Source organism: Rathayibacter sp. VKM Ac-2805 (assembly GCF_009834265.1).
Taxonomy (GTDB): domain Bacteria; phylum Actinomycetota; class Actinomycetes; order Actinomycetales; family Microbacteriaceae; genus Rathayibacter.
Genome location: NZ_CP047185.1, coordinates 762,441 through 776,920 on the forward strand (window position 1 = coordinate 762,441; position 14,480 = coordinate 776,920).

Below are 14,480 nucleotides of genomic sequence, written 5' to 3' on the forward strand. Positions count from 1 at the left end.
CAAGAGCTCCGCGGGGGAACTCCGGACGGCCCGCCGGGACTCAGCGGAACGACCGCAGCCGCAGGCTGTTCAGCACGACGAAGACGCTCGAGAACGCCATCGCGGCGCCGGCCACGAGCGGCCCCAGGAGTCCGGCCATCGCGAGCGGGATCGCGGCCACGTTGTAGGCGAAGGCCCAGAAGAGGTTGCCCCGGATGACCGCGAGGGTGCTGCGCCCGAGGCGAAGGGCGTCGGGCACCCGGCCGAGGTCGTCGCCGACGAGGGTGATGTCGCTCGCCTCGATCGCCGCGTCCGATCCGGCGCCCATCGCGATCCCCACGTCCGCGGCGGCCAGCGCGGCGGCGTCGTTCACACCGTCGCCGACGAAGGCGACGTGGCGGCCCTCCGCGCGCAACCGCTCGATCACCGCGAGCTTCTCCTCCGGCAGCACCTCGGCGACGACCTCGTCGATGCCGACGGCCGAGGCGACGGCCTGCGCCGCCCGCGGGTTGTCGCCGGTCAGCACCATCACCCGGAGGCCCCGCTCGCGCAGGGCGCGGACGGTGCGGGACGCCTCCGGCCTCGGCTCGTCGCGGAGGACCGCGAAGCCGCGCAGCGCCCCCTCCCAGCCGACGCCGACGACGGTGCCGCCCTCGGCGGTCGCTCGCTCGGCGCGCTCGGCGAGACCGCCCGGCGCGAAGCCCCACTGCTCCTCCAGCCAGCGCAGCCGGCCGGCGACGACCAGGCGGCCCTCGACCCGGGCGCGCACGCCGAACCCGGTGCTGGAGCGGAATCCGGTCGCCTCGGGGACGTCGAGGTGCGCGGCCCCGGCCACGATCGCTGCGGCGAGCGGATGCTCCGACCCGCGCTCGACGGCGGCGAGCATCCGCAGGCTCTCGTCGTCGCTGGACTCGACGACCTGGAACGCGCCGGTGGTGAGCGTGCCGGTCTTGTCGAGCACGACCGTGTCGATCCGCCGCCCGGCCTCGAGCACCTCCGGCCCGCGGAGGAGGATCCCGAGCTGGGAGCCGCGGCCGGTGCCGACGAGGACGGCGGTCGGGGTGGCCAGGCCCAGCGCGCACGGGCAGGCGACGACCAGGACGGCGACGGCGGGAGAGACGGCGGCGGCGAGGTCGGCGCCGGCGATCAGCCAGCCGAGGAGGGTGGCCAGAGCGAGCACTACGACGACCGGCACGAAGACGGAGGAGACGCGGTCGGCGAGCCGCTGGACGCGCGCCTTGCCGGCCTGGGCGTCCGAGACGAGGCGGCCCATCCGCGCGAGCGTGGTCTCGGAGCCGACGCGGTCGACGCGGACGGTGAGCAGGCCGTGGGCGTTGAGCACCCCGCCGGTCACGGTCGAGCCCGGGCCGACCTCGATCGGCACGCTCTCGCCGGTGAGCATGCTCGCGTCGATCGCGCTCGAGCCCTCGAGCACGGTGCCGTCGGCGGCGACGGTCTCGCCGGGGCGCACGCGGAGGACGTCGCCGACGGCGAGCGAGGACGCGGGCACGCGCTCCTCCTGTCCGTCGGAGGCGACGCGCACGGCGTCCTTCGCGCCGAGGCGGAGGAGCGCCCGGAGCGCCGCACCGGCGTCGCGCTTCGACCGCGCCTCCAGGTAGCGGCCGGCCAGCACGAGGACAGGGACGGCGGCGGCGACCTCGAGGTAGATCTCGTCGTGGCCGGAGCGGCTGCCCAGCAGCTCGAAGGGCATGCTCATGCCGGGCCGCCCGGCGTCGCCGAGGAACAGAGCCCAGACCGACCAGGCGAAGGAGGCGCTGACCCCGAGGCTGATCAGGGTGTCCATGGTGGTGGAGCCGTGCCGCAGCGCCCGCCAGGCGTTGCGGTGGAAGGGCAGCGCGCCCCAGACCGCGACCGGTGAGGCGAGGGCGAGGCACAGCCACTGCCAGTTCGCGAACTGCAGCGGCGGGATCATCGAGAGCAGGACCACCGGCACGGCGAGCAGGGCGGAGACGCGGAGCCGGGTGCGCAGGGCGCGGCGCTCGCGGTCGTCGTCGCTCTCCTCCTCCTGCTCCTCCGCGGGAGCCGCCCCGCCGGTGGAGGGGACCGTCGCGCTGTAGCCCGCGGCCTCGACGGCGGCGATCGCGTCGGCGGGAGTCGTGCCGGGCGGGAGGGTCAGCGTCGCGCGCTCGAGAGCGAGGTTGACGCTCGCGTGCACGCCGGGGAGCGCGTCGAGGCGCTTCTCGACCCGCGCGACGCACGAGGCGCAGGTCATCCCCCCGATGGCGAGCTCGAGCGGAGTGCCGGTGGTCTCGGCCATGTCAGCTCAGGGGAGCGAGGCGGTAGCCCGCGTCGGCGACGGCGGCTGCGATCTCCTCGCGGCCGAGCGGTCGGGAGGAGCCGACCGTGACGGTCGAGACCCCGTCGGGGGCGAGCGACACGTCGACGGCCGAGACCTCGGGGTAGGCGGCGAGCTCCTCGGTGACGCTGCGGACGCAGTGCTCGCAGGTCATGCCCGCGACGCCGAAGCTCTGGACGGACGCGGCCGGCAGGGAGCCCTGAGCGGCGTGGCCGACGTCGGAGCGGCTCGCGCCGCCGTGGCCGCCGCACGCGCAGGCGCCGCCTCCGCCGCAGCCGCAGCCTCCCGTCGATCCGCTCGCGGTCAGGCCGAGGTCGATCCTGGTGCTCATGGGTCCTCCTGTGTCGTGCGTCCGGTCCGATCCGGTCGATCGGCCCGGTGGGCGTCCGGTCGGCACGCCGGTCGCGGCATACCCCCGGGGGGTACTCCATGGTAAGCCCGCCGAGCCCTCTCGGCAAGGCGGGAGGGCGGAGGAGGGATGATCTCAGGGGCGGCTCGGAGCCGCGCGAGGAGGGAGGGGCGCATGGATCCCGCATCGACGCCGCACTGGGGCGAGCCCCCGCCGCGCACGCCGCCGGCGGTCCCGCTGCCCCCGCGCACGCGGTTCGAGCCGACGGCGCTGCTCGCCGCGCCCCTGCCCGCCCCGGCCGCCGTCCGGGCCCGGGTCCGTCAGGCCGCCCCGGAGCGGCAGCGCCGGCTGGCGGCGCTCGCCGCGGTCACCGAGGGGTTCGCCGTCCTGCGCACTCCCGAGCTCGCCCGGGCGCTGCGCCGGATCGCGGCACCCGCCTCCGCCGCTCCGGCCGCCGCCGCCGCGGTGCTGGCCGTCGGCCGCGACGGACTCGAGCTCGCCGCCGAGCGCGCGGACGCCCTGCGCATCGCCGAGTGGGATCGGATCGTCTCGGTGGGCGTCGGCACCTCGCCCTCGGGTGCCCACCGGGTCCGCGCGCTGGTCCTGTCGGTCCTCGCGCCGCCGCCCGCCTCCGCCGTCCTGCGTGCGGCGAGGCGGCGCCCGCGCACCGTCCTCGTGCCCCTGGTCGTCGCCGCCCCGGCCGCCCTCGGCTGGCGCGTGGCCGACGACCGCACGTTCCTCCTCGCTCTCGACCGCCTCCAGCGCGCCCTCGAGGAGCGTGCCCGGTGAGGGCGCGGTTCCGCTTCGCCCTCGCGGCCGTCGCCGTGCTCGGCCTGGGCCTGGCGCTGCGGTTCGTGCTCACGGGGCTGCTCGCCGACCTCGCCGGCGGAGTGGCCTACGTCGTCCTGGTGGCGCTGCTGATCGCGGTGCTCCTGCCGCGCATCCCGGGCGTGACGGCTGCCGGGATCGCGCTGGCCTGGTCGATCGCGATGGAGCAGCTGCAGGCGATCGGAGTCGCAGCGCGCCTGGTCGAGCTGTGGGCGCCGCTCCGCCTCGTCGTCGGCACCACCTTCTCCTGGCTCGACATCGCGGCCTACGTCCTCGGCGCGGTCGTCGCCGCGGCCGTGCACCTCGCCGTCGCTCCGCGCGAGCAGTCCGCCTGACGGGAGTCCGCGCCCGGCGTCTCCCGCTCGCCTCGTCAGCGGGGCTCCCGCGGGGCGGCCCGGCGTCCGCCGAGGCGCCGGCCCCGCCCCCGGGCCACGGCCGAGGTGTCCCTGCGCTTCCCGGGGCGCCGCCGTCCCCGCGGTGCCTCGCCGGCGGACGCGGTGTCTCGGCGGAGGAGCGACGCCGGCCGCCGGAGGGGCGCGGTCCCTCCGCCCCCGCGCCCCTGATTAGGGTGAAGCCATGAGCGAGCCGGCACTCCCCGAGACGACGGCCCCGCGGGCCTCGGCCCCGCACGACCACCGCCGCGACCGGCGCATCCCCGAGCCCGTCGACCGGTTCGCCACCGGCGAGGAGTACCCCGAGTACCGCGTCGACCTGGAGCGGATCCGCTTCTCGCCGTACTTCGCCCGACTCTCCGCGGTGACCCAGGTCATCTCGCCCTCGGGCGTCGGCCAGGTCGTGCACAACCGGCTCACGCACTCGATCAAGGTCACCGCGGTCGCCCGCGCGATCGCGATGCAGCTGACCACCACCGATCCCGCCCAGCGCGAGCTGGTCGAGCGGCTCGGCGGCTGCGACCCGGTGGTCGTGCAGGCCGCGGCCAGCGCGCACGACCTCGGCCACCCTCCGTTCGGCCACCTCGGCGAGCAGGCGCTCGACCGCCTCGCGCGCGAGCGGCTGGGGCTCGCGGAGGGCTTCGAGGGCAACGCGCAGTCGTTCCGGATCCTCTCCGAGCTCGACGTCTGCGAGACGGTGGAGGTGGGGCTGAACCTCACCGCCGCCTCCCGTGCCGCAGTGCTCAAGTACCCGTGGGGGCGGACGGTCCACCGCCCCGGCATCGACTCCGCCGACCCGACCGAGCTGCCCCGCGGCTCGACCGCCAGCCGGTGGGAGACCGCGCCGCCGAAGTTCTCGGCGTACACCCTCGACCTCGACGACCTGCTCGACGCCCGCTCCGGCTTCGCCGCGATCGCCCCCTGGCAGCAGACCCTCGAGTGCTCGGTCATGGACGTCGCCGACGACATCGCCTACTCGCTGCACGACCTCGACGACTTCTACCGCGCGGGAGTGCTGCAGCAGGCGGCCGTCGCCGTGGAGTTCCGCGCGTTCCTCCGCGAGCAGAACGCGCTCGCCGCCCTCGACGCCGAGGAGCTGTGGGCGCGCGCGCCCGGGCACTCGCTCGAGATGCTCCGCCGGAGGCTCGTGGCCCGCGACCCGTGGATCGCGAGCGACGAGCACTTCCGCGCCTCCGTGGAGAGAGTGTCGACCGAGCTGGTCGAGGGGCTCCTCGCGCTCCCGTTCGACGGATCGACGCGCACCGAGCGCGCGATCGAGGCGTTCGTCTCCTCCTGGATCGGCCGTCTGCAGCGCTCCGTGGTGGTGCTCGCCGAGCCGAACGTCCGCTCGGGCCACCTCTCCCTCCTCCCCGACGCCTGGCACGACGTGGCCGTGCTGAAGTTCGTGCACACCCGCTTCGTGATCGACCGGCCGGACTTCGCCACCTACCAGCGCGGCCAGTCGCAGGTGCTCGAGACGCTGGTGACCCACCTCGACGCCTGGCTCGAGGACCCGCGCGACGGCTCGCGGGCTCCGCAGAAGCTGCTCGACCTGATCGAGCTCGCGACCGACGGCTACTTCCGCCTGCGCGCCGACCACCCCGACTGGCTCCCGTCGGACGAGCGCGGCCGGCCGACCTCCGACCCGGCCGCGCTGCAGCGGCTCGGCCGGGGGCGCGGTGTGGTCGACTACGTCGCGACCCTGACCGATGAGCAGGCGATGGCGCTCGCCGCCCGCCTCCGCGGCGATCGCGAGCCGTGGGCGATGGGGACCTGACGCCCCGGCGGGTGGGTTGACACCGCGCGTCGCGTGTGGCCTCGGCGGCTCCTCGCCCGTCGTTCCGGGGGAGGAGCATCCGCCGGGCCGCCGAGGACGCGTTCCGCGACCGCCCAGCGGGCGTCCAGGAAGCGCAGCCTGAACGACAGCGTAAAATCACGGAGGCACATGCCAGGATCGACAACTCGACAGGGAGTTCCGTTGGACGGAAACGCAACGACCACGCACCGCAACGTCGCATTGCTGTCCGTCGCGACCACGCTGGCTCCGCGCGTGACCACCTCGGCCGAGATCGAGGCGCGGCTCGCTCCGGCGCTCAAGCGCCTGCGGCTCCCCACCGGGCTCCTCCAGCGCGTCGCCGGAGTGCACGAGCGCCGCAACTGGGGCTCCGAGCAGGGCTTCGACGGAGCGGCGATCGACGCGGGCAAGCGCGCTCTCGCCGAGGCCGGCGTCCGCGCCGACCAGATCGGCCTGATCATCAACACGTCGGTGACCCGCAAGCACCTCGAGCCCTCGGTCGCCGTGCGCCTGCACCACGGGCTCGGCCTGCCCTCGTCGGCCATCAACTTCGACATCGCGAACGCGTGCCTCGGCTTCGTCAACGGCATGACTCTCGCCGCGCAGCTGATCGACTCCGGCCAGATCCGCTACGCGCTCATCATCGACGGCGAGGACGCCGACGAGATCCAGGTCAACACCATCGAGCGCCTGAGCCGCGAGGGCGTCAAGCGCAAGGACTTCATGAGCGAGTTCGCGAGCCTGACCCTCGGCTCCGGCGCCGCCGCGGCCGTCCTCGGCCCGGCCGACGAGCACCCCAAGGGCCACCGCATCCTCGGCGGCATCACCCGTGCGGCCACGCAGTTCAACGAGCTCTGCGTCGGCAGCGTCGACGGCATGTTCACGGACGCGAAGGCGCTGCTCAAGGGCGGCATGGAGCTCGTCCTCTCGGCGTGGAAGGAGGCCACCCGCGACTGGAACTGGAGCGGGATGGACCGCTACATCACGCACCAGGTGTCGGACGTGCACACCGACGCCCTGGTGAAGGCCGTCGGCATCGACCGCAGCCGCGTCCCCACGACCTACCCCACCCTCGGCAACGTCGGCCCGGCGTCGATCCCGATCACCCTGGCCCAGGAGGCCGAGACCCTGCAGCCCGGCAACCGGGTGCTGCTCATCGGAGTGGGCTCGGGCATCAACACCGCGATGCTCGAGATCGCCTGGTGACCGCGCCCCACCCGGCCGAGCGGATCCGCGGAGCGCTCGGCTCCACGGCCGCCGCGCAGCTGCCCCCGGCCGGGCTCGACGGGCTCGACCCCGCGTGGTCGCGCCTCGTCGACGCTCCGGACGCCCAGGGCGTGCCGCGCCGCTGGCACCTGCTCGACACGGGTGGGGCCCTCGGCACGGAGCCCGTCGGCACCGTCCTCTGCGTCCACGGCAACCCCACCTGGTCCTACCTCTGGCGCCGCCTCGCGGCCGCCACGCTCGAGTCGGCCCGCCACGGAGGCCCCGCCTGGCGGGTGGTCGCTGTCGACCAGCTCGAGATGGGCTTCTCCGAGCGGACCGGCGCCCTGCACACGCTCGCGGACCGTGTTCGCGAGCTCTCCAACCTCACCGACGTGCTCGGCCTCGACGACGTGGTCACCCTCGGCCACGACTGGGGTGGAGTCGTCTCGCTGGGCTGGGCGGTCGACCACCCGGAGCAGCTGCGCGCCACGATGCTCCTGAACACCGCGATCCACCAGAGCGCCGACGAGCCGATCCCGGCCCCGCTCCGGCTCGCGCTCGCCTCGGGCGTGCTCGGCGCCTCGACGGTCGGCACGCCGGCCTTCCTCGAGACGACCCTCGCGCTGGGGCACCCGGCGCTGCCCTCCGCGGTGAAGGAGGGGTACCGCGCGCCCTACCGGTCCGCGTCGCGCCGCGGCGGAGTGGGCGGCTTCGTCGCCGACATCCCGGTCGACTCCGCGCACCCGAGCGACCCGGAGCTGCAGCGCATCGCCGAGGGCGTCAGCGCCCTGACGACGCCGGCCCTGATGCTCTGGGGCCCGCTGGACCCGATCTTCTCCGACCGCTACCTCGACGACCTCGTCGACCGCCTCCCGCACGCGCAGGTCCACCGCTACGAGGGATCGGGCCACCTGGTTGCCGAGGACGTCGACTACTCGTCCGCCGTCCTCACCTGGCTGGGCGACCTCTCCGACGGCGAGGAGCCGTTCGGCGGCGACCCCGCCCCCGACGTCCGCCGCCCGACCGCGCCGGTCGAGCCGCTGTGGGCGCACCTCGACCGCAACGCGCAGGACGACTCGCTCGCCCTGGTCGAGATGGCGCCTCCCGGAGGCGGCGGGCCCCGCTCGGTCTCGTGGCGCCTGCTCTCGCAGCGGGTCCGCGAGCTCGCCGCCGGGCTCCGCACCTCCGGCGTCTCCCCGGGCGACCGCGTCTCGCTCCTCGTGCCGCCCGGTGCCGACCTGACGGCGCTGCTCTACGCGTGCCTGCGCATCGGAGCCGTCGTGGTCGTGGCCGACGCGGGCCTGGGCCTGCGCGGTCTCACCCGCGCGGTCCGCGGCGCCTGGCCGGATCTGGTGGTCGGCGCCCTGCCCGGCCTCGCCGTCGCGCGGGCCCTCCGCTGGCCCGGCGGCCGGGTCTCGACGCAGACCCTGCCCCGCGCCTCCGCCTCGGCTCTCGGGGTCGACACCTCGCTCGGGCAGCTGATCGAGCTCGGCCGCGCCGAGCTGGCCGCCGACCCGGAGGCGCTGGGCGAGGCGCCCGCCGCCGACGCCGTGGCCGCGATCCTGTTCACCTCCGGCTCGACCGGCCCTGCCAAGGGCGTCGTCTACACGCACCGCCAGCTCGCCGGCGTCCGCGACGCGCTCGCCCGCCAGTACGGGATCGGACCGGGCACCGGCCTCGTCGCGGGCTTCGCGCCGTTCGCCCTGCTCGGCCCCGCGCTGGGCACGCGCTCCGCGACTCCGGACATGGACGTCACCGCGCCCCGGACGCTCACCGCGGCCGCCGTCGCCGCGGCCGCCGCCCGGGTCGACGCGACCGTGCTGTTCCTCTCGCCGGCCGCACTGGCCAACGTCGTGGCCACCGCCGGCGCGCTCGACACTGACGACCACCGCGCCCTCGCCGGCGTTCGCACCTTCCTCTCGGCCGGCGCCCCCGTCTCGGCGGGACTGCTCGGCGAGGCGCAGGCGCTCATGCCGAACGCCTCCGCCCGCACTCCCTACGGCATGACCGAGGGGCTGCTGCTCACCGACGCGTCGCTGGAGGGCATCCGCGAGGCCGCCTCCGACGACGATCCGCGCGGAGGCGTCTGCGTGGGCGTGCCCGCCGCGGGCGTCCGGCTGCGGATCGCCCCGCTCGACGCCGACGGCCGCGCCGCGGACGAGCCGGAGGAGATCACCGGCACGACCGGCGAGATCGTCGTCTCGGCAGGTCACGTCGAGGACCACTACGAGCGCCTCTGGCTCACCGACCGTGCCGCCCGCGTCGGCGCCGTCCCGGGCGAGCGCTGGCACCGCACCGGGGACGTCGGGCGGATCGACTCCGCCGGCCGCCTCTGGGTCGAGGGCCGCATGCCGCACGTCGTCGTCACTCCCGACGGCGTGGTCACGCCGGTCGGACCGGAGCAGCGGATCGAGGCGCGCGTCGCCTCGGTCGCCCGCGCCGCGATCGTCGGAGCCGGCCCGCGCGGAGTCGCGCAGCTGGTCGCCGTGGTCGAGCTGCGCTCGGGCGCGCGCCGCGTGGCACTGGCCGAGGAGGCCCTCGCCGCCGAGGTGCGCGCGGCCGTCGGCCGGCCCGTCGCCGCGGTGCTCGTCGTCCCGGCGCTGCCCACCGACATCCGCCACAACTCCAAGATCGACCGGGCCGCGCTCTCGCGCTGGGCCGAGGGCGTGCTCGGCGGCGGCCGGATGGTGGCGCCATGAGGGTCCTGGTCACCGGCGCGAGCGGCCTGCTCGGCGGCGCGGTGGCCGCGGGCCTCGTCGCGCAGGGGCACGAGGTCCGCACCTTCCAGCGCCGGCCCTCCGGGGTCGCGGGCGTCGAGGAGGCACGGGGTTCGCTGACCGATCCGCGGGCGGTCGAGGAGGCGGTCGAGACGGCCGAGGGCGTCGTGCACCTCGCCGCGAAGGTCTCGCTCGCCGGCGATCCGGGCGACTTCGACCGCGTGAACGTCGACGGCACCCGGCGCCTGCTCGCCGCCGCCGCCCGCGTCGGGGTGCGCCGCTTCGTCCAGATCTCGTCGCCCTCGGTAGCCCACTCCGGCTCCTCGATCACCGGCGACGACGCCGAGCCCGCCGATCCGGACCGGGCCCGCGGCGACTACGCGCGCACCAAGGCCCGCGCCGAGCTGCTGGCCCTCGCGGCGGACGCCCCCGGGTTCGCGGTGGTCGCCGTGCGCCCGCACCTGGTCTGGGGTCCGGGCGACACTCAGCTCGTCGCCCGCATCGTCGAGCGGGCGCGCGCCGGCCGGCTGCCGCTCCTCGGTCACGGCCAGGCGCTGATCGACTCCACCTACATCGACAACGCCGCCTCGGCGATCGTCGCCGCTCTCGGGCGGGCGGAGGAGGTGCACGGCCGCTCCTACGTCGTCACCAACGGCGAGCCGCGCCCGGTCGCCGAGCTGCTCGCCGGGATCTGCCGCGCCTCGGGCGTCGAGCCGCCGCGCTGGTCCGTCCCCGCCTCCGTCGCCCGCGCTGCGGGCTCGCTCGTCGAGCGCGTGTGGGCCGTGCGGCCCGGCGCCGATGAGCCGCCGATGACCCGCTTCCTCGCCGAGCAGCTCTCGACCGCGCACTGGTTCGACCAGCGCCGCACGCGCGCGGATCTGCAGTGGAGCCCGTCGGTCACCCTCGACGAGGGTCTGGCGCGCCTGTCCGCCGCCCGCTGAGGCGCCGGGTCCGGAGACGACGGAACGGACGGGACCCCGTCGCCGAGGCGAGGGGGTCCCGTCCGTCCGGGGCTCCCGCGACGGATCGCGGGAGGGGAGCCGAGGTCAGTCGGCGAGGATGAGGTACAGCGCGCGACGGGTCTCGTCGAGCTTGGCGGAGGCGGCGGCGCGCTGCGCCTCGGTCGCTCCGCGGAACTGCTGCACGACGCCCATCAGCTTGCCGACGTTCTCCATGAAGGCGCGATCGGCGTCGCTCGCGCCGGGAGTGGCCTCCCAGGCCGCGTCGAGCTCGTCGGCGTGCTCGCGCACGTAGGTGCCGCCCGCGTCCGTGAGCTGGTACTCGGTGCCGCGGCCCTCGCCGACGGCCGTGATGAGGCCCTCGTCGACGAGCTGCTGGAGGGTGGGGTAGACGGAGCCGGGGCTGGGACGCCACGATCCGTTCGTCTTCTCGGCGATGGCCTTGATCAGGCCGTAGCCGTTCGAGGACTTCTCGGAGAGGAGGGAGAGGAGGGCCGCGCGGACGTCACCGCGTCGGGCGCGTCCTCCGCCGCGGCCGAAGGGGCCGCCGAAGCCGGGGCCGAAGCCCGGGCCGAAGCCGAAGCCGGGCCCGAAGCCGCGGCCGTGACCGCCGGGTCCGCGGCGCTGTCCGCGGCCGGGGTGCTCGTGGCGGGAGGAGTGGTCGCCGTCGCAGGAGTCGCGGCGGTCGTCGGAGAAGAAGGTCCTGGAGTTCATGGGTGTGCTGCTCTCTGTCGTGAGGGGATCCCTTTCGATCGGATCCGGTCGCCCGTCGGGAGCGGCTGCTTCCGATCTGTCGGCGATGCAGTAACGATATATCGGCGACGGCTCGGATGTCAACACCTGAACTGCCCGTAGCCTGGGAGCTCCCCGTCGATCGAGAGGTCCCGCATGCCGCGTCCCGACTCCGAGCTCGAGGCGTACCTCGACTCCTCCCTCCTCGCCGGGGACGTCCTCACCGGCCGCGCGAGCAACCTCGGCAACCTCCGCCGGCTCGCCGCCCGCGAGCCCGCGCACCTCTACGGGGTGGATGTGGCCGAGCACTGGACGCTCGAGAGCCTGCTCGCCCTGATGGGGGAGCGCGTGGGGATCAGCACCGACCCCTCCTTCGAGAGCGGGCAGGACCGGATCGACGCCCGCCTGACGGTCGCGGGTCTCGCCCGCTACCGCGACCGGTTCGCCGCCGCTGTCCGCGAGGGGGCGCTCCTCCTGTTCGCCACCGCGCACCCCGCGACCCTGATGGACGTCTACCGCCGCTTCGCTGCTGCCGCGACGGAGCGGGGCGCTCGCGTGATCGACGTGAACGCGCTCCCGTTCGCCGCCCCCGACGGCATCCGCGTGCCTCTCGCGGACGAGCACCAGGCCCTGTGGTGCACAGGCGGGGTCACCTGCGTCTACCGCGGGGGAGGGCTGCAGCACACGCACTCGCCGGAGCCGATGGACGCGCTGCTCGACCGCCTCGACGAGCTCGGCGTCCGCCCCGACCTGGTCGTCGCCGACCACGGCTTCGCGGGCGCGGCCGGCCGGCGGGGGCTGCCGGTCATCGCGATCGCCGACTGCAACGACCCGGCGGTGTTCGTCGCCGAGGCGCAGGGCTCGATCGAGGTGGTCGTCCCGATCGACGACGGGCTGGCCGTCCACCTCTACGAGCCGGTGATCGACTTCGTCCTCCGCGCCCTCTCGGAGCCCGCGCGCACCTGACGGCTCGTAGAATCGCCTTCGGCTCGTCGCGATCCCGGATCCGACGGGCCGACCGTTCTCCCGAGTCCCCGCACTCGCCACCACTGCAGACGGAGCATCCGTGACCCAGCCCCACGACGGCCTCCTCCCGCGCTTCGCCGTCGGCGTCGACATCGGGGGGACGTCGATCAAGGCGTCCCTCGTCGACGTCACCACCGGCGAGCGGGCGGCTCGGCGCTTCGCGGTCGCGAACCCGCTGGGCAAGGAGCCCGAGGACTTCGCCGAGGCGATCGCCGGCATCGTCCGCGACGTCTCGCCGATCGCGGGCACGCCCGTCGGCGTCGGCTTCCCCGGGATCGTCCGCGGCGGCGTCGTCCGCCAGACCACCCACGTCTCGCAGCGCTGGGTCGGGCTCGACGCGCAGGCCCTCCTCTCGGAGGCGACCGGGGTCGACGTCGTCGTCGTCAACGACGCGGACGCGGCAGGAGTCGCCGAGCGCGAGTTCGGGGCCATGCGCGGACGCGAGGGCCTCCTCCTGCTGACCACCCTCGGCACCGGCATCGGGACGGCGCTCGTCCACGAGGGCGTGGTGATCCCCAACTCCGAGCTCGGTCACCTGCACATCGACGGTCCCGACTTCGAGCCGCAGGTCGGCTTCTCGGCCGTCCGCCGCGAGGGCATCACCCTCGAGGAGTGGGCGGGTCGCCTCAGCGTCTACTACCGGCACCTCGAGATGCTGCTCTCGCCGCAGCTGTTCGTGATCGGCGGCGCGGCGGCGCACGTCTTCGACGAGTTCGCCCGCTTCCTCGACATCGGCACCGAGATCGTCCCCGCCCGCTTCGGCAACGACGCCGGATTCACGGGCGCCGCGATGGTCGCCGTCTCGCCCGACCGCCTGGCGCCCTGGTACCGCTCCACCCGCGGCGCCCGCCTCGACCCCGGGGCCCCCGCCATCGCCGACTGACCCCCACCCTGCACCGAGGGGACCCCGACCCGTCGAGGTGACCCGGCGGAGCGGGGTCCGTCGACGGTCCGGGGTTCCTTCAGTGAGCCGACAGGCTGCGGTAGACGGCGTCCAGCCGGGCGGCGGCGGCCGGCCAGGAGTGGGCGGCCGCCCAGTCGACGCCGCCGCGGCCGAGACGCGCCAGCTCACCGGGCGAGCCCAGCAGGGTCAGGATCGCCTCGGCCCACGCCGCGGGGGAGTCGGAGTCGAGCAGCACGCCGCTCCCGCCGTCGCGCACCGCGTCCACCAGGCCGGTCGTCCTGCGCGCGAGCACGGGAGTGCCGCTGCCGGCCGCCTCGAGCGCGATCAGCCCGAAGGTCTCGGCCGCCGAGGGCACGAGCGCCAGCTGCGCACTCCGGAGCCGCTCCGCCACCCGGTCGCGGTCGGCGGCCCCCTCGATCAGCACGCGGTCTCCCAGCGGAGCCGCCGCGGCGCGCACCGCGTCGAGGTACGACTCCCGGCCCGGTGCCGCCCCGCCCACCAGCCGCAGCACCGGCCGCTCCGCCGGCGCGATTCTCGCGAGCGCCTCGACCGCCAGCAGCTGGCCCTTGAGCGGCTGCACCCGGCCGACCAGGACGACTCCGGAGCGCTCGCCGCCCGGGCGGAACCGCGCGTCGACTCCGGGCGGCACCACGACGACCCGGTCCGGATCCGCGCCGTACCCGCCGACGACGTCCTCCCGCTCCGAGGCGCCCGCCACCACGATCGCGTCGGCGGAGGCCAGCACGGAGCGCTCCGCGTCGATCCGCTGCTGCGGCTCCGCGACGTCGCCCGGGGCGAGCCGGGCGTTCTTGGCGAGGGAGCTCGAGTGCATCGAGTGCACGTGCGGCCTGCCGGTGAGCGCCCCCGCGAGGCCCGACACCCAGTAGTGCGAGTGCACGACATCGGCTCCCGCCGCGGCGCGCGCGAACTCCGGCGCCGCGGACGCCAGCGCGTACTTGTCGCCCGCCGGCACCGGCACGCCGACCACCCGCACACCCGGCGCGAGAGTGCGGACGCCCTCGCCACGGGTCAGCACCTCGATCTCCCAGCCGAGCGCCGCCAGCTCCGGCAGCACCGCCGCGAGGTACACGTTCATCCCGCCCGAGTCGCCCGTCGACGGCTGCTCGAGCGGGGAGGTGTGCGCCGAGACGACGGCCAGACGGGGCATCCCTCCATCGTAGGGACGGCCGTGCGTCCTCCACGGATCCCGGCCCGCGGCTCGCAGCGCCTCCGGAATCGGGTTGAATAGACGGATGCGCTCGTTCGAGCGCGGAGA

Annotated in this window: 12 protein-coding genes; 8 read left to right on the forward strand and 4 right to left on the reverse strand. The window is 75.5% G+C overall.

The genetic code is table 11. The features are described from left to right. Positions 1–40: 40 nt before the first annotated feature. A complete protein-coding gene (locus tag GSU40_RS03530; protein ID WP_160033712.1) occupies positions 41–2,257 on the reverse strand; it encodes a heavy metal translocating P-type ATPase in 2,217 nt (738 codons plus the stop codon). A 1-nt stretch (position 2,258) separates the two neighbouring features. Further along, positions 2,259–2,627, reverse strand: coding sequence for a heavy-metal-associated domain-containing protein (locus GSU40_RS17195; RefSeq protein ID WP_348271959.1), 369 nt, complete (start codon positions 2,625–2,627; stop codon positions 2,259–2,261). Between the two features lie 192 nt (positions 2,628–2,819). On the opposite strand from GSU40_RS17195, the gene GSU40_RS03540 reads away from it, so the two are divergent. The 6 genes from GSU40_RS03540 to GSU40_RS03565 all read left to right on the forward strand — a co-directional run bounded on the left by GSU40_RS03540 (position 2,820) and on the right by GSU40_RS03565 (position 10,524). After that, positions 2,820–3,434, forward strand: a complete 615-nt coding sequence (locus GSU40_RS03540; protein ID WP_160033713.1) for a hypothetical protein — start codon at positions 2,820–2,822, stop codon at positions 3,432–3,434. After that, positions 3,431–3,808 (forward strand): DUF2809 domain-containing protein, encoded by a 378-nt coding sequence (locus tag GSU40_RS03545; protein ID WP_160033714.1) that lies wholly within the window; start codon positions 3,431–3,433, stop codon positions 3,806–3,808. Before GSU40_RS03540 ends, GSU40_RS03545 begins: the two co-directional genes overlap by 4 nt. Positions 3,809–4,049: 241 nt before the next feature. Continuing rightward, on the forward strand, positions 4,050–5,642 hold the full coding sequence (gene dgt, locus GSU40_RS03550) for a dGTP triphosphohydrolase (protein ID WP_104224182.1): 1,593 nt from the start codon (positions 4,050–4,052) through the stop codon (positions 5,640–5,642). 168 nt (positions 5,643–5,810) lie between these two features. Next, entirely contained in the window at positions 5,811–6,866 is a 1,056-nt protein-coding gene (locus GSU40_RS03555; RefSeq protein ID WP_104224183.1) for a 3-oxoacyl-ACP synthase III, read from the forward strand. After that, positions 6,863–9,565 (forward strand): alpha/beta fold hydrolase, encoded by a 2,703-nt coding sequence (locus tag GSU40_RS03560; RefSeq protein WP_244229582.1) that lies wholly within the window; start codon positions 6,863–6,865, stop codon positions 9,563–9,565. The genes GSU40_RS03555 and GSU40_RS03560 overlap by 4 nt, the downstream gene beginning before the upstream one ends. Next, positions 9,562–10,524 (forward strand): NAD-dependent epimerase/dehydratase family protein, encoded by a 963-nt coding sequence (locus tag GSU40_RS03565; RefSeq protein ID WP_160033715.1) that lies wholly within the window; start codon positions 9,562–9,564, stop codon positions 10,522–10,524. Before GSU40_RS03560 ends, GSU40_RS03565 begins: the two co-directional genes overlap by 4 nt. Positions 10,525–10,629: 105 nt before the next feature. Here the strand turns inward: GSU40_RS03565 and GSU40_RS03570 are convergent, their stop codons facing one another. Next, a complete protein-coding gene (locus tag GSU40_RS03570; RefSeq protein WP_104224185.1) occupies positions 10,630–11,256 on the reverse strand; it encodes a PadR family transcriptional regulator in 627 nt (208 codons plus the stop codon). A gap of 174 nt (positions 11,257–11,430) precedes the next feature. On the opposite strand from GSU40_RS03570, the gene GSU40_RS03575 reads away from it, so the two are divergent. Together GSU40_RS03575 and GSU40_RS03580 are read left to right on the forward strand one after the other, a co-directional pair. After that, positions 11,431–12,240 (forward strand): phosphatase, encoded by an 810-nt coding sequence (locus GSU40_RS03575; RefSeq protein WP_104257141.1) that lies wholly within the window; start codon positions 11,431–11,433, stop codon positions 12,238–12,240. A gap of 100 nt (positions 12,241–12,340) precedes the next feature. Continuing rightward, positions 12,341–13,183, forward strand: a complete 843-nt coding sequence (locus GSU40_RS03580; RefSeq protein ID WP_244229583.1) for an ROK family protein — start codon at positions 12,341–12,343, stop codon at positions 13,181–13,183. A gap of 79 nt (positions 13,184–13,262) precedes the next feature. On the opposite strand, the gene GSU40_RS03585 is transcribed toward GSU40_RS03580, so the two are convergent. Further along, entirely contained in the window at positions 13,263–14,372 is a 1,110-nt protein-coding gene (locus GSU40_RS03585; RefSeq protein ID WP_160033716.1) for a glycosyltransferase, read from the reverse strand. Positions 14,373–14,480 lie beyond the last annotated feature (108 nt).

What these genes read in the sequence shown, in the direction of transcription:
- GSU40_RS03530 (WP_160033712.1), bottom strand. Translation starts at nt 2,257, where the DNA reads ATGGCCGAGACCACCGGCACTCCGCTCGAGCTCGCCATCGGGGGGATG.
- GSU40_RS17195 (WP_348271959.1), bottom strand. Translation starts at nt 2,627, where the DNA reads ATGAGCACCAGGATCGACCTCGGCCTGACCGCGAGCGGATCGACGGGA.
- GSU40_RS03540 (WP_160033713.1), top strand. Translation starts at nt 2,820, where the DNA reads ATGGATCCCGCATCGACGCCGCACTGGGGCGAGCCCCCGCCGCGCACG.
- dgt (WP_104224182.1), top strand. Translation starts at nt 4,050, where the DNA reads ATGAGCGAGCCGGCACTCCCCGAGACGACGGCCCCGCGGGCCTCGGCC.
- GSU40_RS03555 (WP_104224183.1), top strand. Translation starts at nt 5,811, where the DNA reads ATGCCAGGATCGACAACTCGACAGGGAGTTCCGTTGGACGGAAACGCA.
- GSU40_RS03565 (WP_160033715.1), top strand. Translation starts at nt 9,562, where the DNA reads ATGAGGGTCCTGGTCACCGGCGCGAGCGGCCTGCTCGGCGGCGCGGTG.
- GSU40_RS03570 (WP_104224185.1), bottom strand. Translation starts at nt 11,256, where the DNA reads ATGAACTCCAGGACCTTCTTCTCCGACGACCGCCGCGACTCCTGCGAC.
- GSU40_RS03575 (WP_104257141.1), top strand. Translation starts at nt 11,431, where the DNA reads ATGCCGCGTCCCGACTCCGAGCTCGAGGCGTACCTCGACTCCTCCCTC.
- GSU40_RS03585 (WP_160033716.1), bottom strand. Translation starts at nt 14,372, where the DNA reads ATGCCCCGTCTGGCCGTCGTCTCGGCGCACACCTCCCCGCTCGAGCAG.